At 62.2% G+C, this 16,872-nt stretch carries 18 protein-coding genes, 1 tRNA gene and 1 pseudogene; 14 read left to right on the top strand and 6 right to left on the bottom strand.

The window, feature by feature from the left end; genetic code table 11:
- Positions 1-47 precede the first annotated feature (47 nt).
- Positions 48-317 (bottom strand): DUF378 domain-containing protein, encoded by a 270-nt coding sequence (locus tag P0648_RS12920; RefSeq protein WP_276246853.1) that lies wholly within the window; start codon positions 315-317, stop codon positions 48-50.
- Positions 318-1,097: 780 nt separating this feature from the next.
- Between P0648_RS12920 and P0648_RS12925 the strand changes: the two genes are divergently transcribed.
- On the top strand, positions 1,098-2,207 hold the full coding sequence (locus P0648_RS12925; protein WP_277504245.1) for an NADH:flavin oxidoreductase: 1,110 nt from the start codon (positions 1,098-1,100) through the stop codon (positions 2,205-2,207).
- Positions 2,208-2,269: 62 nt separating this feature from the next.
- Positions 2,270-2,977, top strand: coding sequence for an SDR family oxidoreductase (locus P0648_RS12930; RefSeq protein ID WP_276246851.1), 708 nt, complete (start codon positions 2,270-2,272; stop codon positions 2,975-2,977).
- Between the two features lie 14 nt (positions 2,978-2,991).
- On the opposite strand, the gene P0648_RS12935 is transcribed toward P0648_RS12930, so the two are convergent.
- Complete coding sequence (locus P0648_RS12935) at positions 2,992-3,789, bottom strand: aldo/keto reductase (RefSeq protein WP_276246850.1); 798 nt, start codon at positions 3,787-3,789, stop codon at positions 2,992-2,994.
- Between the two features lie 153 nt (positions 3,790-3,942).
- Here P0648_RS12935 and P0648_RS12940 point away from each other — a divergent pair, with 153 nt between their 5' ends.
- From P0648_RS12940 to P0648_RS12950, 3 genes are all read left to right on the top strand, one after another.
- Positions 3,943-4,089 carry a hypothetical protein gene (locus P0648_RS12940; protein ID WP_276246849.1) on the top strand — a complete coding sequence of 49 codons (147 nt, stop codon included), beginning with the start codon at positions 3,943-3,945 and terminating at the stop codon, positions 4,087-4,089.
- Between the two features lie 110 nt (positions 4,090-4,199).
- A complete protein-coding gene (locus P0648_RS12945; RefSeq protein WP_276246848.1) occupies positions 4,200-4,784 on the top strand; it encodes a hypothetical protein in 585 nt (194 codons plus the stop codon).
- 89 nt (positions 4,785-4,873) lie between these two features.
- Positions 4,874-5,092, top strand: a complete 219-nt coding sequence (locus tag P0648_RS12950) for a hypothetical protein (RefSeq protein ID WP_276246847.1) — start codon at positions 4,874-4,876, stop codon at positions 5,090-5,092.
- A 112-nt stretch (positions 5,093-5,204) separates the two neighbouring features.
- Here the strand turns inward: P0648_RS12950 and P0648_RS12955 are convergent.
- Positions 5,205-5,279, bottom strand: a tRNA-Val gene (locus P0648_RS12955).
- Between the two features lie 63 nt (positions 5,280-5,342).
- On the bottom strand, positions 5,343-5,615 hold the full coding sequence (locus tag P0648_RS12960; protein ID WP_276246846.1) for a hypothetical protein: 273 nt from the start codon (positions 5,613-5,615) through the stop codon (positions 5,343-5,345).
- A 319-nt stretch (positions 5,616-5,934) separates the two neighbouring features.
- On the opposite strand from P0648_RS12960, the gene P0648_RS12965 reads away from it, so the two are divergent.
- Complete coding sequence (locus P0648_RS12965) at positions 5,935-6,882, top strand: MBL fold metallo-hydrolase (protein WP_277504248.1); 948 nt, start codon at positions 5,935-5,937, stop codon at positions 6,880-6,882.
- Entirely contained in the window at positions 6,879-8,612 is a 1,734-nt protein-coding gene (locus P0648_RS12970; protein WP_277504250.1) for an adenine deaminase C-terminal domain-containing protein, read from the top strand. The genes P0648_RS12965 and P0648_RS12970 overlap by 4 nt, the downstream gene beginning before the upstream one ends.
- On the opposite strand, the gene P0648_RS12975 is transcribed toward P0648_RS12970, so the two are convergent.
- Positions 8,606-9,139, bottom strand: coding sequence for a cob(I)yrinic acid a,c-diamide adenosyltransferase (locus P0648_RS12975; protein WP_276246843.1), 534 nt, complete (start codon positions 9,137-9,139; stop codon positions 8,606-8,608). The two genes, P0648_RS12970 and P0648_RS12975, sit on opposite strands and share 7 nt — an antisense overlap.
- Positions 9,140-9,221: 82 nt before the next feature.
- On the opposite strand from P0648_RS12975, the gene tenA reads away from it, so the two are divergent.
- From tenA to P0648_RS13010, 7 genes and pseudogenes are all read left to right on the top strand, one after another.
- Entirely contained in the window at positions 9,222-9,887 is a 666-nt protein-coding gene (tenA, locus tag P0648_RS12980) for a thiaminase II (RefSeq protein WP_276246842.1), read from the top strand.
- A 110-nt stretch (positions 9,888-9,997) separates the two neighbouring features.
- Positions 9,998-10,546 (top strand): annotated as a pseudogene (locus tag P0648_RS12985) (TenA family protein); the annotation flags it as partial.
- Positions 10,547-10,621: 75 nt separating this feature from the next.
- Positions 10,622-12,145: a sodium:proline symporter gene (locus tag P0648_RS12990; RefSeq protein WP_276246841.1), complete on the top strand. Its 1,524-nt coding sequence runs from the start codon at positions 10,622-10,624 to the stop codon at positions 12,143-12,145.
- A 142-nt stretch (positions 12,146-12,287) separates the two neighbouring features.
- Entirely contained in the window at positions 12,288-13,334 is a 1,047-nt protein-coding gene (locus tag P0648_RS12995; protein ID WP_277504251.1) for a hypothetical protein, read from the top strand.
- Between the two features lie 106 nt (positions 13,335-13,440).
- A complete protein-coding gene (locus P0648_RS13000) occupies positions 13,441-13,830 on the top strand; it encodes a hypothetical protein (RefSeq protein ID WP_276246839.1) in 390 nt (129 codons plus the stop codon).
- Positions 13,831-13,986: 156 nt separating this feature from the next.
- Positions 13,987-14,316: a 50S ribosomal protein P1 gene (gene rpl12p / locus P0648_RS13005; protein ID WP_276246838.1), complete on the top strand. Its 330-nt coding sequence runs from the start codon at positions 13,987-13,989 to the stop codon at positions 14,314-14,316.
- 84 nt (positions 14,317-14,400) lie between these two features.
- On the top strand, positions 14,401-14,649 hold the full coding sequence (locus P0648_RS13010; RefSeq protein ID WP_276246837.1) for a hypothetical protein: 249 nt from the start codon (positions 14,401-14,403) through the stop codon (positions 14,647-14,649).
- Positions 14,650-14,655: 6 nt separating this feature from the next.
- Here P0648_RS13010 and P0648_RS13015 read toward each other — a convergent pair whose 3' ends face one another.
- Complete coding sequence (locus tag P0648_RS13015) at positions 14,656-16,152, bottom strand: TrkH family potassium uptake protein (RefSeq protein WP_276246836.1); 1,497 nt, start codon at positions 16,150-16,152, stop codon at positions 14,656-14,658.
- Positions 16,153-16,872 lie beyond the last annotated feature (720 nt).

Here is a 16,872-nt window from a genome sequence, read left to right on the forward strand (position 1 = left end):
CGTGAGCGACCGCTCACGGGGTGGTGTGTCGTCGAAAAAGTCGAAGCTTAGGCGGGCTTTTCGGTCATCGGGCGCTCGCTGCGTGCGTCGTAGAGCTGGTACGCGAAGTACAGCTCGTAGACGCCCGCGAGGCCGACGAGGAGGTAGATGAGGTTCTCAAGCGTCGGGATGGACCCGAAGATGAGATTCACCACGTTCCAGTTTGCATTGATAAAGCCCCCAATCCCGATCAGACCCCAGTTTAACGCACCCACGATGACGAGGATGAGCGAGGCCCAGTCCAGGAAGTTTGCCCGAATTCTGCCTTCATACTGCATGGTATTACACCGAATAAAACAATGCACGCTGAGGAGAAAAAGATGTCTCGTAAGCGTACATGATTGTTGGAGATTATCGTATCATCGAGGAGGGTGGAATAATTGTGGGTGTCAACGTTTCTCACCGTCTCAGTCTCCCGGTTTCAGCCGACCTTAACGCGATAGTTTTGCCGACAGTCAGCGTGCACTGAATGGGAGAAAGTATATCACACAGCGAGTATCCTTACCGTCGGTTAGGTTGACAGTTCGTTGACGTAAAATGCCAGGGGAGGCCTGGTGCCTGACCCAGCAAAAGAGGCGACTGACGCATCCCAGCGTCAGTCCGGGTGGCTAACCCATAGTACAGCTTGCACGACCATGGTGGTCATTGTGGTAATCGATCCGAGGGTGGCGAGTCCTATCGACCACCCCCACCTCGTTTCGCGTCTGTTTCACACATTACATCCACAGCAAGGACGAACGGGGTGATAAAAGTTGGCTATAAGGTCAATAATAGGTCGTTTTAGTATCGAAGGTGCCTAGTAAGACAGAGAATATAGAACCGTTTAGAGGAGAATTTCCGATAAATTTAAAAATCTTCTATTTTCTATACCGCCACCGTCGCCGAAGCGTACACTCGGCGGATTTCACGACCGAAAAGCAACCGACGGAGCGAGAGTCGTCCACTGGCCAATCGTCCGAACGTCTCAGTTGAGATATCACACAATCAATCACGGCGGGACGGTAGCTGGTTCGCACACCCGCCCGCCGGCTTTTGCCGTCCGTGCCCAGAATCCGGTCATGCCAACAGACGATACCCTCTTCGATCCGTTCGATCTCGAATCGCTCACTCTCGACAACCGTGTCGGCCTCGCGCCGATGACCCGCACGAGCGCCACGGCAGACGGGCACGCCACACCTGAGATGGCTCGCTACTACGCCAAGTTCGCTCGCGGCGGCTTCTCGTTTCTCATCACCGAGGGCGTGTACACCGACGAGGCACACAGCCAGGGTTACCACAATCAGCCCGGACTCGCCACCGACGAGCAGGCGGCCGCCTGGGAGCCGGTAATCGAGAAGATTCACGACGAGGACAGTGCCGTCTTCGCCCAGCTCATGCACGCCGGGTCGCAGGCGCAGGGTAACCGCTACACCGACGAGACCATCGCCCCTTCCGCCGTCCAACCGAAGGGCGAACAGAGCCCACTCTACGGCGGTGAAGGCGAATTTCCTGTCCCGACCGAGATGACGACTGACCACATCGACGCCGTCGTAGCGGGATTCGCCGCGTCCGCAGAACGGGCCACAGCGGCGGGATTCGACGGCGTTGAGATTCACAGCGCGAACGGTTACCTCCTCAATACATTCCTCTCCGCCGAGTACAACGAACGCAAAGACGGATACGGCGGTTCCGCCGAGAACCGCGTTCGACTCACCCGAGAGGTCATCGAGGCGGTTCAGAACGCGACTCCCGAGGACTTCGTCGTCGGCGTCCGCCTCTCGCAGGCGATGGTGAGCGACGAAGAACACAAATGGGACGGCGGCGAGGACGACGCCGAAGTCTATTTCCGCGCGGTCAGTGAGACCGGCGCAGACTACATCCACACGACCGACGGCGACGCGACAGCAGCGACGTTTGCCGACGACGGCCCAACGCTCGCTGAGGCGGCAGTCGAGCACGGTGACGCACCAGTCATTGCAAACGGCGGCCTCGGCGACCCGGCGAGCGCCCGCGACGTAATCGAGTCAGGGTCCGCGCTCATCACCCTCGGCACGAGCGCACTGGCGAACCCAGACTGGCCGACGAAGGTTCGCGAAGGCAAGGCCCTCGACGAGTTCGACTTCGAGAAGACGCTCCTACCGAAGGCGACCATCAGCGACCACGAAGTGCCCGCACCCGCAGACGACTGAACGTCACCGGGAACCCCTTCCGCTTTCAGAACCCACAAAGTCAGTACCACTGTGGGTACTGTATGGACGCTTCCAGAGTTGCAATCGTGACCGCGGCGGGCAGCGGTATCGGTGCCGCGAGCGCCCGAAAATTGGCCGCAGACGGCTATACACCCGTTCTTCTCTCGAAGTCCGGTGGAGCAATCGACGTGGCAGAAGCCCTCGGCGGCGTCGGTTTCGAGGGGTCGGTGACCGACTCCGACGACCTCGCCGCGCTGGTCGAGGCCGCCCGCGACACCTACGGCCGCATCGACGCCGTGGTGAACAACACCGGCCACCCGCCGAAAGGCCCCATCGGCGAGATTCCGGACGAAGATTGGCAGACAGGGTTCGAACTCGTCTTCTTGAACGCGGTTCGAATGGCCCGCCTCGTCACGCCCATCATGCGCCAGCAGGACAGTGGCGGAGCAATCGTCAACATCTCCACCTTCTCTGCGTTCGAGCCGAGTCCCGAGTTCCCCGTCTCCTCCGTGCTTCGGGCGGCGCTCGGCAGTTACACGAAACTCTACGCAGACCGCTACGCGAGCGAGGGAATCCGCATGAACGCCGTGCTCCCCGGGTTCGCAGACAGTTACGAAATCGATGACGAAACTCGCGCGCAGATTCCAATGAATCGCGCCGCGAGGACAGAAGAAATCGCCGACGCCGTCGCGTACCTCGTCTCAGACGAATCGAGTTACGTCACCGGACAGAATCTCCGGGTAGACGGCGGCCTGACGAAGCACGTCTGACCGGTCTGACCGAATTACCAGGGGGCGAAGTCCGGGTCGATGAGGCGCTCTTCGTCGTCTAGGTTGTCGAGGCGCTCTTTGTCCTCCTGCGTGAGTTCGATGTCGAGACTCTCGTAGTTCGCCCGCAGATGTTCCTCGTCGCTCGATTTCGGAATCGGGACGATGCCGTTCGCGAGCAGCCACGCGAGACTGATCTGGGCGGGCGTCGCGTCGTAGTTCTCGGCGACGGCCTTGATGTCCTCGTTTTCTGCAACTTCGTTGCGAGCAATCGGCGAGTAGGCGACCAGCTCGATGTCGTGACCAGCGGCGTAGATGCGGAGGTTACGCTGTTGGAGCAGCGGGTGGCACTCGACCTGATGGGCGAAGATTGGCGCGTCGAGGTATTCCTGTGCCTCGTCGAGCAGGTCGGTCGTGAAGTTGGAGACGCCGACGTGGCGGATGACGCCCTCCTCGTACAGTTCGTCGAACGCAGCGAGCGTGTCTTTTGCGTCGTAGTCGCCCGCCGGCCAGTGGACGTACAGCAGGTCGATGTAATCGAGGCCGAGTCGGTCGAGGCTCTCCTGTGCGCCCTCGATGACGTCGTCGTATCCGAGGTCGTCGTGCCAGATTTTGGTCGCGACGAACAGGTCTTCGCGCGGGACGTCAGCCCGCGCAATCCCTCGTCCGACCGCCTCCTCGTTGTCGTAGTGCTGGGCCGTGTCGATGTGGCGATAGCCAATGTCGATGGCCGTCTCGACGGCGTCAGCCGCCTCGTCGCCCTTCATGTCGTAGGTGCCGAGACCGAGTCGCGGCATCTCTGGTTCGTCTTCCATGCGCGAGTTTTGGACTCGGCGACAAAAGAGAATTTGGGCTACGGGGATTTCAAACGCCCCACGTTCCGCGTGCCCATCGGTGTCAGTAGCGAGCGGGCATCAGAGACTCGTTACGGCGAAAAGAGCTATTCTCAACCCCCCACATCTCCGGCCATGGGAATCTGTCCATACTGCGAAAACACCGTCTCGGCCGTCGAAGAAGTCATCGAGGAGGGACAAATCCTCGTCTCCCAGTGGGTCTGCCCGACCTGCGATTACATCCTCGGCGTGGCCGCCACCGACGAGGGAATTCGCAAGTAGCGAACCCACCCCTCGCCTCACTGCCACCGCCAGAATGCACCACGGCAACCAGCCGTGCGTTCGTGCAACTCGAACAACAGTTTTGTCCTGAGCGCACGGTTCTTGTGGGTATGAATACGACGCTTCGACGGGACGCCCCAGCCGTGGGTTCGAAACGGCACGGCGCGCGCTCCGGACTGCTCGTCTTCGGCGTCCTCCTCACCGGCCAGTTCAACGGCCTGCCCATCCCCGCGACGAACACCGTCGGACAGGTGTGGGTCGCCGTTGCTGCTGCCCTTCTCCTCGGGTCGCTACCCGGCGTGGCCGCCACCTTCGTCCGAGGTTGGACCGGAAAGGTGGCCGTCTTCGCGATGGCACTCGCGTTCGCCGCCATGGTCGCCGGCGGCGTGGCCGGACTCGTGAATCCCGCCATCGGTAGACTACTCGTGTTCGCCGCCTTCCCGTTTGCCGTGGCCGCCGGGACGCTCCTCGGCATCTCCCTGCTCCGCACCGACGGCCCACGCGCCGCCACCTGGCTCCTGACCGTCTCGCTGCCGATGCTCGCCGTCACCGACAAACTCCTCTGGGACCCGATGGCTACCGCACTCGGCTTCGACCTCGCACCGATCCTGTTCACGTGGCCGTTCGGCCTCGGAATGCTCCTGCTCGGGGTGGCTGTTGACCGGGCCGACCGAGACGGCCAACTGAGCCGATAGGAGGTGAACGACCGACTGGCCATGGCTCAGCTAGGACGCACGCCGGTGTCCTTCCGAACGTTCATGACACCCAGTCAACAAGTATCGCCATGGAACCGCTCGTCGTCGTTACTGGGCTCTTCATGTTCGCGCTCGCTGCCGGGAGCGCGCTCGCCCCACAGTCATTCTCTCGAAACTGGGTCGACGGTGCGGAGTGGCAAACCGACCCCGAAAAAGCCGCGAAGAAACAACGAGACTACGCGTATGTCTCCGCCTCAGTTCTCGGACTGTTCGGCTTTCTACTCGTGTCGATTGGGCTTGTAGTGTGACAACAGGTTGGGGCAGATTTGAACCTTGGTCGCTCGCGCTGCTCGCTCCCTGGTTCAAACTGCCCCGCGTCACAACAGCAGTCGCTCGCGGAGTTGCTCGCGACAGAAGTAGTGGGTTGGGGCAGATTTGAACTGCCGACTTCCTCCGTGTGAAGGAGGTATCATAACCAGACTAGATCACCAACCCTCTGCAGTACCTCGTTTCCGGCGGCTAACCTTAAGGGTTACTTTCGACTGCCGAAAAAACAGCTCAGTCGGACGCTTCCGAGCGCTGGCTTCGGTAGTCGTCGAGGCGCGAGCGCGCACTCGCGATTGCCTCGCGGGTTTCACCCTCGGCGCGGTCCTGCAGCTTTCGAAGCTCCTCTCGAATTTCGTCGATTCGGGATAGTTCTGGCTCCTCCTCGCGGCCGGTAATCGAGCGGAATTTCTCCTGAACTGGAGAGAGTTCTTCCGTGACGCCGCGCTTTGCCGTCTCACTCGCGCGCTTCAGGTAGTACTGGGTATCTTCAAAGTGCTTGTTCATACCTGTTATAACGATAACACCAAATAAAACCCTTGTGCCACTCACAGTACTCTCGTCAAGGATTTTCAGATACGGGACACCTCGAAAAAATCAACGTCGGAACCGAAACCACAACACTTTTGGTTGTTTTAGGCAGACCTAAACTTGCAGGCGGTGCGCGGTGGACGACCGTTCGTCGCAGTCGGCGTCTGTCCCAATGCCGACTTGGATGAGTGCGGCGAACACCCCCTACAGGCCGTGGGCATCACCCGTTCTGAGGCACCCGTCCCATGCCGCCCTGTCACAAATTGTTTTAGCGACGCGGCCGGAAGTTCGTGATATGTTCACACGGCTTTCGATTCCCACGCCGTTTCGGGTCGGGGCGGTAAACGCCTATCTCTCGGGCCGGACGGTCGTCGATCCCGGTCCCGATAGCGAGGAGGCGTGGGCGGCTCTCCTGGACGGACTCGAAGCGAACGGAATGACGCCGGCAGACCTCCGACAGGTCGTCGTCACCCATCCCCACCCCGACCACTTCGGACTGGCTTCACGACTGAAAGCCGAGGGCGCGAGCGTCGTCGCGAGTCCCGAGGCTGCCCGCATCATGGCCGACTTCCCCGGACGACTGCAGCACGAGCAGACGTTCTTCGCCGATTTCTTCGAGCGCAACGGGATGTCCGCGGCGACGGCCAACGCGGTCGTGGACCTTCCCGAATCCTACCTCTCCTACGCGCCGAGCGTCGAGACGGACACGGAAGTCACAGAGGACGACCGCATCGAAATCAACGGCGAACCCCTCGTCGCAAAGCGGGTGACGGGCCACGCAATCGGCGAACTCATCTTCGCGTTCGACGAGGGTAACGAGCGTCATGCCATCGTCGGCGACAACGTCCTGAACGAGATTACGCCGAATCCGCTGCTTCAGCCGCCGGAACCCGGCGAAGACGAACGGCCACGTCCCCTTCCTGCGTTCAACGAATCGCTACGCCGACTCGAAGAAGCGGAGTACGACCGCTTCCTCCCTGGCCACCGGACCATTATCGAGAATCTCACCGAGCGAATCGGAGAGATGCTCGACGCCCACGAAGCGCGGACGGAGAAGGTGTACGGCCTCGTAGACGGGCCGACGACGGCGGTCGAAATCATGGGTGAGTTGTTCGGCGACCTCCCCGTCACCGAGTTCTTCCCAGGCATGAGCGAGGCCGTGGGCCATTTGGACGTCCTCGAATCGCGCGGGAAGGTCGCGGCCCACGAAAACGGCGGGGTCATCGTCTACGAGCGAACATGACCCGTCTACAGGACGTGGCCCTCGGCAACACCCCCGCAGACCTCGTCATCCAGAACGCGAGCGTCCTGCTCCCAGAGACGGGCGACCAACACGACCGCGCCATCGCAATCGTCGGTGACCGCATCGCCGCGCTGCCCGCAGACTCAGGGTCAGTGGTCGGCCCCGACACCACCGTCGTGGATGCCACGGGGCAGGTCGCCGTCCCCGGGTTCATCGACGCCCACACGCACATAGAGGCCCAGCACGCCTTCGAATACGCCTACCCCTCCGTCCTCGAAGGCGGGACGACCAGCGTCGTCACCGAGGTGACGGGAATGGGGCCGATGTACGGAGCGGAAGGCGTCTCGGAGCTGCTCTCCGCCACCGACGGCCTCCCCGTCTCGGTGTTCGCCACGCTCACGCCACAGCCGCTCGTGAACACCTTCAGTCCCGCGTGGGCGGACGACGCGGAGAAAGACGCACTCACCGCACTTCTCTCGCACCCCAGCGTCGTTGGCGTCGGGGAGGTGGACTGGATTCACGTCGTCGGGCGCGACCCGCCACTTTTCGACCTCTACGAACGCGCCCGCGAGGCAGGGAAGCCAATCAGCGGCCATGGGGCTGGCTGCAAAGGGACCAATCTGCAAGCGTTCGCTTCGGTCATCGACAACGACCACGAGGCGATTTCCGGCGACGAGGTGATAGAACGCCTCGAAAACGGCATCCACGTCATCGGGCGGTCGGGAACCATCCGCGACGACACGGCGGCCATTGCAGACGCCTACCAGGAGGTCGGCGCGGCGGACCTTTCGCTCTCGACCGACAGCCTCTGGCCCGACGACCTGCAGGCAGGAACCTGCATGGACCGGGTGGTCCGCCGTGCCATCGAAGCAGGTGTCAGCCCGGAAGACGCCGTCCGCATGGCCACTCTCAATCCGGCCCGCCACTTCGGCTTTCGCGACCGAGGAACCCTCTCGCCGGGCGCACGGGCGGACGTCGTCCTTCTCTCCGACCTCGAATCGGTCGCGGTCGAAACCGTCATCTCGGGAGGTGAATTCGTCGTCGAGAACGGAGACGCAACTGTCTCTCCCCGACCCCACGACTACCCCGCCCACTTCTACGATAGCGTGGGTCTCCCCGACTCGCTCGACCTGAGCGTCCCAGCCACCGTCACACGAGGCGGACGCGTTCGCGCCATCGAGTACGTCACCGGCCTGTTCTCGAGGATGGCGACGGTCGAACCCGCCGAGGCAGAGGGCACACTCAGGGCCGCACCGGAGCGCGACGTGCTCAAAGTCGTCGCCATCGACCGCCACCCCGACAGCGACCACGAGGCGTTCGTGGGCTTTCTCACGGGCTTCTGCCTCGGCTCAGGTGCGGTGGCGACGACCACCGTCTGGGAGGCAGGAATGACCGTCGCCGTCGGCGCGACCGACGAGGCGATACAGCAAGCGATAGCCCACGTCGCAAAAATCGGCGGCGGGTGGGCCGTGGTGGACGAGGGCGAAATCATCGCCGAACACCGCTGCCGGGTCGCGGGCGTCGTCGCAGACGTCCCAATCGAGGAGGCCGCAGCAGGCGTGCGGGCGGTGCGCGAGGCGCTCTGGGAGCGCGGCGTCGAAGCCGACCAGCCGATGCTCGCGGTGGCGACGCTCACCTTCCTCGGCGTCCCCACCCTCAAGCTGACCCCACACGGCTACGCGGACGTGCTGGCACAGGAACTGGTCGGGTTGACGCCCGACGCTCAGTAGGTGGGGGACTCTTCGGGGACGCCCTCGCGTTTGTTGACCACGCGTGCGAGGACGAACAGCGCGTCAGAGAGCCGGTTCAGGTACTTCACCGCCGCCGGGTTCGCCTCCTCTTCGTTGATGAGCGCGACGGCACGACGCTCTGCCCGGCGACAGACCGCCCGGGCGTGGTGGAGTTTCGCGCCGGGTTCGCTGCCCGAGGGCAGGATGAAGCTCTTGAGCGGGTCGAGTTCCGTATCGAGGTCGTCCATCCACGTCTCCAATTGTTCGACGTGTTCGTCGCGAATCACGGGCGCGTCCGCCTTCGGGTCGGGATTCGCGAAGTCCGCCTGCACGATGTGGAGGTGATTCTGAATCGACCGAAGCATCTCGTCTACGTCGTCGTAGCCCGTCGGTCGGACAACGCCGACCAGCGCGTTCACCTCGTCTACGCTCCCGTAGGCTTCGATTCGGTGGCTCGCCTTCGAGACGCGCGCCATGTTCGAGAGGTCGGTCTTCCCCTCGTCGCCGCGTTTGGTGTAAATCTTCATGTCCGTATCGAGGGGCGGGACCGACTTATAGCCGGGCCAGGCCGGGGCGAATAGTTTTCCCGTCGGTCTGCGAAGGCCAGTTATGTCATTCGCAGAATCACTCTGCGAGGAGGGCCGCCCCATCCTCGAAGCGATTCTCGACCACCCGATGGTCGTCGAACTCGGCGAGGGGACGCTTTCTACGGACCCGTTCGAATACTGGGTGAAACAGGACTACGTCTACCTCGTCGACTACAGTCGCGTGTTCGCGCTCGGAGCCGCAAATGCCCCGTCGCTCGACGAGATGGGAACCTTCGCAACGCTTCTCGAAGAGACCGTCAACACCGAGATGGACCTCCACCGCGAGTACGCCGCCGAATTCGGAATCAGCGAAGCCGACCTGGAACGAACGAAACCCTCGCCGACCACGCAGGCGTACACCGATTTCCTCGTCCGGACGGCCGCAACCGAGTCCTTCGGTAACCTCGTCGCCGCACTCTTGCCGTGTATGTGGGGGTTCAATCAGACCGGCAGACACCTCGACGTGCGCGGGAAACCAGACCACGAGCAGTACGCCGCGTGGATCGAGATGTACGCGAGTGAGGAGTTCACCGAACTCACCGAATGGTGTCTCGACCTGCTTGACGAGGTGGCCGGTCGGGCCAGTCCGGCAGACCGCGAGCAGTTCACCGACCGCTTTCTCACCTCGTTTCGCTACGAGTACCGCTTCTGGGACGCAGCGTGGCGCGAGGAGCAGTGGTCTGTGTGAGCGACCAGCCACGGTTTTCTGCCTCCCTTCGGAGTCAGTCTGAGCCCGCGTGGACCGCGGCCACGGAGCATCGGTTCACCCGAGAACTGGCAGACTGAACGCTTCCGAACGACGTGTTTCGCCGATATCTGGTGCAGGATTTCGCGTTCGTGGAAGCGCTCGCCGGACTCGTCGGGAGTGCCATCGCAGACGCCACGACGATGGCCGAAAAACGTCGGCTCACGTCGTTTCTCGCCACGCTCACAGGTGAGGAGAACGACTACTTCGAGCGGTCGTTCGACGCGCTCGCAGTCCCGGAGGAAGAGTGGACCAATCCGAAACTGCTGCCGGTCACGCAGTCTCTCGAAGACTTGTTCGTCCGGGCGACCCATCAAGGCGGGTACGCAGAATCGCTCGCCGTGTTGTTGCCTGCCGAGTGGGTGTATCTCACCTGGGCCACTGCCCACGCGGACGCGACCCCGAAACGATTCTACCACGACGAGTGGATTTCGATGCACGCGACGCCCGAATTCACGGCGTTCGTCGAGTGGCTTCGAACACAGGTCGACGAGTGTGGACGAACGCTCTCGCCTCGGCGCAAGGAGCGCGTTCGTCGCCTGTTCACCCGGACTGTCGACCTCGAAGTCGATTTCTTCGACGCCGCCTACGACCAGGTATAATTGAGTGGTATTACCAACGTTTAATTGCGCCCCTGTCAGAGAGAGGTGTATGACTAATCGCACTGAGGTGAGACGATGGTAAGTGCGGGCCTCGCTCTCGGCCTCACCGTCCTCACGCTGTTCGTCTTTGCCGCGCTCGGCACGTGGTACGCTCGCGGCCGCATTAATTCGGTGGAAGACTTCATCACTGCCCGCAACTCGACGGGCAGTGGAATGACCACCGCGACGCTCATCGCCTCCGGGATGGGCGCGTGGATTCTCTTCAGTCCGGCCGAGGCAGGGGCGGCCTTCGGCGGACTGACGGCCGTGCTCGGCTACGCCATCGGCAGCGCCCTTCCGCTGTTCGCCTTCATCGTCATCGGGCCGCGCATCCGCGAACTCATCCCCGAGGGCCACTCCATCACCGAGTACACCCTCGCGCGCTACGGTGGCGCGATGTACGCCTACGTCCTCATCGTGAGCATCACGTACATGTTCATCTTCCTCGCCGCGGAGATGACCGGCATCGCCGGCGCGCTCTCGCTCGTCGCCGGAGTACCGACGTGGCAGACGGCGGCGCTCGTTGGCCTGTTCGTCCTCGCGTACACCGGCTACGGCGGCCTGAAGGCGAGCATCTTCACGGACACCGTCCAGACGCTCGTCATCCTGCCCATCCTCGCCATCGGCTTCGCCGGGGCACTGCTCGCCCTCGGCGGGACGGGCGAAATCTACCAGACCGTCGCGGACACGAACCCGAGTCTGCTCGACCCCGGCTTCCTGCCGGGCCTCGAATTCGGCGCGTACATCGCTGTCGCCGTACTCGCCGCGGAAATGCTGAATCAGGCGTGGTGGCAGCGCATCTACGCCGCGAAAGACGAGCGCACGCTCGCCCGGTCGTTCACCATCGCCGCGATTACCGTGATTCCGATGGTGTTCCTCGCCGGGTTGTTCGGTCTCGCCGCTTCAGGCCTCGGCCTCGTCACCACGGAGTTCGGCGCGGGCTACAACGCGGACATCTCCTTTTTCCTCGTGCTGGACGCCGCGTTCCCCGAGTGGGTGACGCTCGTCGTCGTCATCCTCGCCATCCTGCTCGTGATGAGCACCGCAGACACGCTGTTCAACGCCATCGCGAGCATCGTCACTGCCGACCTGCCGCTCATCATGGACGACCCCGACCGGTCTACGCTCACCAAAGCGGCGCGTGCGCTCACCGTCGTCGTCGCGCTCGCCGCAATCTTCGTCGGCGCGCAGGGCTACAGCGTCCTGACTATCTTCCTCGTCGCCGACCTGCTCGCCGCCGCGACGTTCATCCCGCTGCTCTACGGACTTTACTCGGCGAAGGCGACTGGCGTGGGCGCACTCGTATCGAGTCTACTCGGCCTCGTCGTCGGCCTCGCGTACTTCCCGACGCTGCGCGCCCCACTCGCACTCCTGCCAGTGGTTGGCGACCAACTCCCGACGGCGTCGTTCTTCAACTCGTTCGTCGGCGCGGCAGTCGTGTCCGGCGTCGCAATTCTCGTGCTCTCACAGGTGACTCCCGGGCGCTTCGACCTCGGACAACTCTCGCGAGAAGTGCGGCAAATCGACGACCTGCGAACGGACGGCGGTGAAGAACGATGAGCGCAATTGGACAGACGCTGTTTACCGCCCTCGCCTGGGGGTCGGTGGCACTCGTCATCGCCATCTTCGCCTACGAAATCTACGCCGTCGTCACGGACTGGCGCGGGACCTAACTTTTCTGCATTCCGCCCGAAGCGGGTACATGGCACTGTTCGATGCGCTTTCAGACCTGCCGCTCACCATCTCCGCGGTCTCGTACGACCTCCACGAAGCAGAAACATCGAGTGACTTCACCCGACTTTCGACCACAGTCTCCCTGTCCGGGGACGGTGAAACCGGTCGTGGCGAAGACGTGACTTACGAGGCCGAAGACCACCGCGCCCTCGTGGACGCCGCCCCCACGTTCGACCTCGAAGGTGAGTGGACGTTTGCTGAGTTCTCCGCTCACCTCGGCGAGACGGACCTCTTTCACGGCCGCGAGCCGGGCCGCCCCGACTTTCGTGACTACCGGCGGTGGGGATTCGAGAGCGCCGCCCTCGACCTCGCGCTCAGGCAGGCCGACACCAACCTCGCCGAGGCGCTTGACCTGACCTACGACCCGGTCCGGTTCGTCGTCTCGACGCGCCTCCCCGACGCCTCGATAGACCGCATCGAGACGTGGCTCTCGTTCGATGGAGACTACGAGTTCAAACTCGACCCGACCAGCGAGTGGGACGACGCCCTCGTCGCCGAACTCGCGGCGACCGGCGCGGTGCGCGTCTGCGACCTGAAAGGCCAGTACGAGGGGACGGACGTAGACCAGGAACCCGACCCCGAACTCTATCGGCGCGTCATCGAAGGGCTCCCCGAGGCGGTCATCGAGGACCCTGCGCTCACCCCGGAGACGCGCCCGCTGTTCGAGGGCCACGAGGGGCACGTCTCGTGGGACGCGGCCATCCACGGACTCGACGACATCACGAACCTGCCGTGGGAACCCGACTGGCTCAACATCAAGCCCTCGCGCTTTGGCAGCGTCGAATCGGTGCTAGAGAGCATCGAATACTGCCAGGAAGCCGGAATACAACTGTACGGCGGCGGCCAGTTCGAACTGGACGTCGGACGCGAGCACATCCACGCGCTCGCCTCGTTGTTCTACCCCGACGCGGCGAACGACGTGGCACCTAAAGAGTACAACCGCCCGGAGCCAACGCCCGACCTCCCGAAAAGTCCGCTTTCGCCCCCTGAGTCGCCGCGTGGGATGGACTGGTAACACACCACACAGCTGGTACGTTGTCTTCGATTACCTGTACGCGGCTCGAAACACGTCAGACTTCGGTCTGACGGGGGTTTTTGTGGGTGCCACGGAATATTCACGTATGGCAGGGCAACTTGGCGGATCGTATCGCCATAGCGACCAATCTGGGCACTCGCCGCTCGCCACATCTGCGCGACGCGAACGAGAACAGGCAGCGGCGAAACTCGTCACGGTCAATCACCTGATGGCCGTCGTTGGCGTCTGGTTTCTCTCGGTCGGCATCTTCGTCGCACTCTTCGCGCCGGCGTGGTGGGTCACAGGTATATTTGGACTGACGCTTCCGACGCTCCCGACGCTGTCACGCTGGGGAGTCGCACGAATTCGCGCACGAAACGAAGCACCTCGCCGCAACCGCACGAGTCGCCGCGAGCAGTCGTCGCTTCGGCTTCGAATCCACGACTGGCTCCGGTCCCGTCTCGACGACGCTGGGTCCGGTCGCGACCGGTTGTAAGAGGGTTTCTTTTTCTGCGGCAGCGAAGTAGCTAATATCACTGAGCGTGAATATAGGAGTAATCGGGGAGGGGGAGTTACGCCAGTAACGGGGTCCGTCACGACGAAAGTGAGCACCTACGCTGTCGCAGACCAATGTACCCGAGGGAGAACACTGATGGAATACATCTACGCAGCCATGATTCTGCACGAAGCAGAGAGTGAAATCAACGAAGAAAACGTCACGGCAGTCCTCGAAGCCGCCGGACTCGACGTCGAAGAATCCCGAGTGAAGGCGCTCGTCGCCGCGCTCGAAGACGTCGACATCGAAGACGCGATGGCCAACGCAGCGGCCATGCCCGCCGCAGCCGCCTCGACGGGTGGCGCTTCGGGCGACGCAGACGAGAGCGAAGCAGCCGACGAAGAAGCCGAAGCCGGCGGTGACGAAGACGAAGAGGAGGACGAAGAGGACGTCTCCGGCGAGGGTCTCGGCTCGCTGTTCGGCTAAGTACGGGACCACCGTTTTTCGAGTAGTACACAGCCAGAGCAACGCGGCTGTAAGGCTTTCCGGTCAGCGAGCGTCTAGTCAGATATGCGCGTTTCGAGATGGGGTTCTGCCGTCTCCGTCTGGGAGCCACGCATTCGTTTGCGTGCGGTTCTGGCGGTGGGGTTCGTCTACGTACTGGTCGCGAGCACCGTCGTCTTGCTCATGCTCCCCGTCGAGTCTGAACTGGACGTGCTCGTCCTCGCACTGCTCGTGTTCGGGTGGGTGACCATCATCATCGTCGGCGCGTTTTTCATCGCTGGGGAGGCACTTTCTCTCGGGTCAGACTCGGGCTAAAACTCGTCAGCCACGCCAGAACGATGGCGTGAGCAACACGAGCACGGGAATGATTTCGATGCGCCCGACCCACATGAGGAACGTCATCAGGAGTTTCGTCGTCTCGGGGAACGGCTCGTAGCTCGCGAACGGGCCGGCGATGCCGAAGGCGGGACCGACGTTGAAGAACGTCGAGGCGGCGGCGCTCATCGCCTCGAACTCCGTGACGGGCGAGCCGACACGCGACGAATTGACGACGACCAGAATCGTCGCGAAGATGAAGATGACGAGGCTCACCAGTGTGTAGGCGTAGATGTCACGGATTGTCTCCTCGGTGATGACGCTCCCGCTCAGTCGAACTGGTCGGATGACACTCGGCTGGGCGGCGGTGAACAGGTCCCGACGGAAGGCTTTCAACACGACCAGCCACCGGAGGGCCTTTATCGAACACGTCGTGCTGCCCGCCATCCCGCCGATGAACATACAGACGAACAGCAGGTGTTTCGCGCCCGACGACCAGAGGTTGAAGTCGGTACTCGCGTACCCCGTAGTGGTCACGATGGAGACGACCTGAAACAGCGAGTGGCGGACGATTTCTTCGAGTTCCGTGTGCGGACCGCCGTCCGCGATGAGGATGCCGGCCACGCCGAGGGTGAACAGGGCGAGGATGCTCACGTAGAAGCGAAACTCGTCGCTTTTGCGAAGGCGGGCTACGTTCCCCTGCAAGACGAAATACATGAGGATGAAACTCGTCGCCCCGATGGCCATGAACGGAATCGTCACCCACTGGACGACCGGGGAGAACGCGGCGAGACTCTCCGGGCGCGGGGAGAACCCGCTGGTCGAAATCGTCGTGAAGGCGTGGGCAACGGCGTCGTAGAAAGTCATCTCCGGCGCGAGGCCGACGAGGTGAAGCCCGTAGAGCGCAGCGATATTAAGCCCGGTCAACCCGAGGTAGAGTTGCCAGAGCAGACTCGCTGTCTCCGATATTCGCGGCGTGAGTTTGTTCACGTCGCGGGTCTGCGTTTCGGTCTCCATGAGCTGTGCCCCACCGACTGCCAACTGCGAGAGCACCGCCGTCGCGAGGACGAGAACGCCAAGGCCGCCGAGCCACTGGATGATTGCCCGCCACATAAGAATCGCTCGGGAATGAAGGCCGAAGTCGAGTATCACCGTCGCACCCGTGGTCGTGATGCCACTCATCGCCTCGAACAGGGCGTTCACCGGTTCAGCGAGTACCCCCTCGCCAGCGATGATGAAGGGAACTGCCCCGACGACGGCGATACTCAACCAGGTCAGAGACACCATCAGGAACCCCTCTCTCGCGCCGAGGTCCCGGCGGACGGAGAGCTGTTCGAGCGCGACGCCCAGTATCACGGTTCCGACCATCGGCAACACGAACGGGAACACCGAGGTGCCGTCGAACATCGCGACGATGAGCGGCACCAGAAGCGGGACCGACAGCCACTTGATTATCGTGCCGACGAAGGCGACGCTGACGCGCCAATCGACGCGCAGCCTCATAGCGGCGGAGCCGAGACGAATTGTTGACTACGCGGGTTCCAGTCACCCACCGTGGTCATTCGCCGCGACGCCCCCTCGAATCGTTCATACATCTTTGCTTGTCGCTATTGGACAAAAAATCGTAAGTACTCGTGCCTGAAACGTGTGGCACTTCCTCACAGGGGACACTGCTTTCAGGCACGTCTCAAATAATCGGTTGGAATAGGTGGGCTCCGTTTGCTGCAGCGCGTATCTGCTGATAGAACCCACGTAGGTTTCTTCGGCCATGCTGAAGTACGCGTGTTGATCACACGACTGCCTTCCATTTCTACGTACTACAGAGGAAACAAACTTTGGGCACAGGGACGACCTAACAGGTATGTGTGGCGATGACTCTGCGGGATTCAGCGACGAATCGCTGGTCGATGTGGATTGTATTGGGAATGGCTCTCGGAACCGGTCTCGAATCGGGCCTCGGTGTCGTACTAGATAATATCGCGCTCGGAATCGCATTGGGGAGCGCGGTGAGAATGGGATTGGGGGCGTCGTTGGTTGTAGCCTCCGGTGCAACATTCGACGAATGAGACCACTGAATCATTTAGTTCGTACGAATGTTTCTCAGTCGACATACTGAATACATGGAACAGAGGGTGGCGCGTTTGCTGAACACACTCTCTATTTGTTGCACGCCGATTCTAACAACGGCTGGATAGTCTCAGCGGTCGAACTGAATAGAAATAC

The organism is Haladaptatus sp. DYSN1, assembly GCF_029489995.1.
Lineage (GTDB): Archaea > Halobacteriota > Halobacteria > Halobacteriales > Halococcaceae > QDMS2.

Coding starts and splice junctions, on each gene's coding strand:
- P0648_RS12920 (WP_276246853.1), bottom strand. CDS start 317: ATGCAGTATGAAGGCAGAATTCGGGCAAACTTCCTGGACTGGGCCTCG.
- P0648_RS12925 (WP_277504245.1), top strand. CDS start 1,098: ATGCCAACAGACGATACCCTCTTCGATCCGTTCGATCTCGAATCGCTC.
- P0648_RS12930 (WP_276246851.1), top strand. CDS start 2,270: ATGGACGCTTCCAGAGTTGCAATCGTGACCGCGGCGGGCAGCGGTATC.
- P0648_RS12935 (WP_276246850.1), bottom strand. CDS start 3,789: ATGGAAGACGAACCAGAGATGCCGCGACTCGGTCTCGGCACCTACGAC.
- P0648_RS12940 (WP_276246849.1), top strand. CDS start 3,943: ATGGGAATCTGTCCATACTGCGAAAACACCGTCTCGGCCGTCGAAGAA.
- P0648_RS12945 (WP_276246848.1), top strand. CDS start 4,200: ATGAATACGACGCTTCGACGGGACGCCCCAGCCGTGGGTTCGAAACGG.
- P0648_RS12950 (WP_276246847.1), top strand. CDS start 4,874: ATGGAACCGCTCGTCGTCGTTACTGGGCTCTTCATGTTCGCGCTCGCT.
- P0648_RS12960 (WP_276246846.1), bottom strand. CDS start 5,615: ATGAACAAGCACTTTGAAGATACCCAGTACTACCTGAAGCGCGCGAGT.
- P0648_RS12965 (WP_277504248.1), top strand. CDS start 5,935: ATGTTCACACGGCTTTCGATTCCCACGCCGTTTCGGGTCGGGGCGGTA.
- P0648_RS12970 (WP_277504250.1), top strand. CDS start 6,879: ATGACCCGTCTACAGGACGTGGCCCTCGGCAACACCCCCGCAGACCTC.
- P0648_RS12975 (WP_276246843.1), bottom strand. CDS start 9,139: ATGAAGATTTACACCAAACGCGGCGACGAGGGGAAGACCGACCTCTCG.
- tenA (WP_276246842.1), top strand. CDS start 9,222: ATGTCATTCGCAGAATCACTCTGCGAGGAGGGCCGCCCCATCCTCGAA.
- P0648_RS12990 (WP_276246841.1), top strand. CDS start 10,622: ATGGTAAGTGCGGGCCTCGCTCTCGGCCTCACCGTCCTCACGCTGTTC.
- P0648_RS12995 (WP_277504251.1), top strand. CDS start 12,288: ATGGCACTGTTCGATGCGCTTTCAGACCTGCCGCTCACCATCTCCGCG.
- P0648_RS13000 (WP_276246839.1), top strand. CDS start 13,441: ATGGCAGGGCAACTTGGCGGATCGTATCGCCATAGCGACCAATCTGGG.
- rpl12p (WP_276246838.1), top strand. CDS start 13,987: ATGGAATACATCTACGCAGCCATGATTCTGCACGAAGCAGAGAGTGAA.
- P0648_RS13010 (WP_276246837.1), top strand. CDS start 14,401: ATGCGCGTTTCGAGATGGGGTTCTGCCGTCTCCGTCTGGGAGCCACGC.
- P0648_RS13015 (WP_276246836.1), bottom strand. CDS start 16,152: ATGAGGCTGCGCGTCGATTGGCGCGTCAGCGTCGCCTTCGTCGGCACG.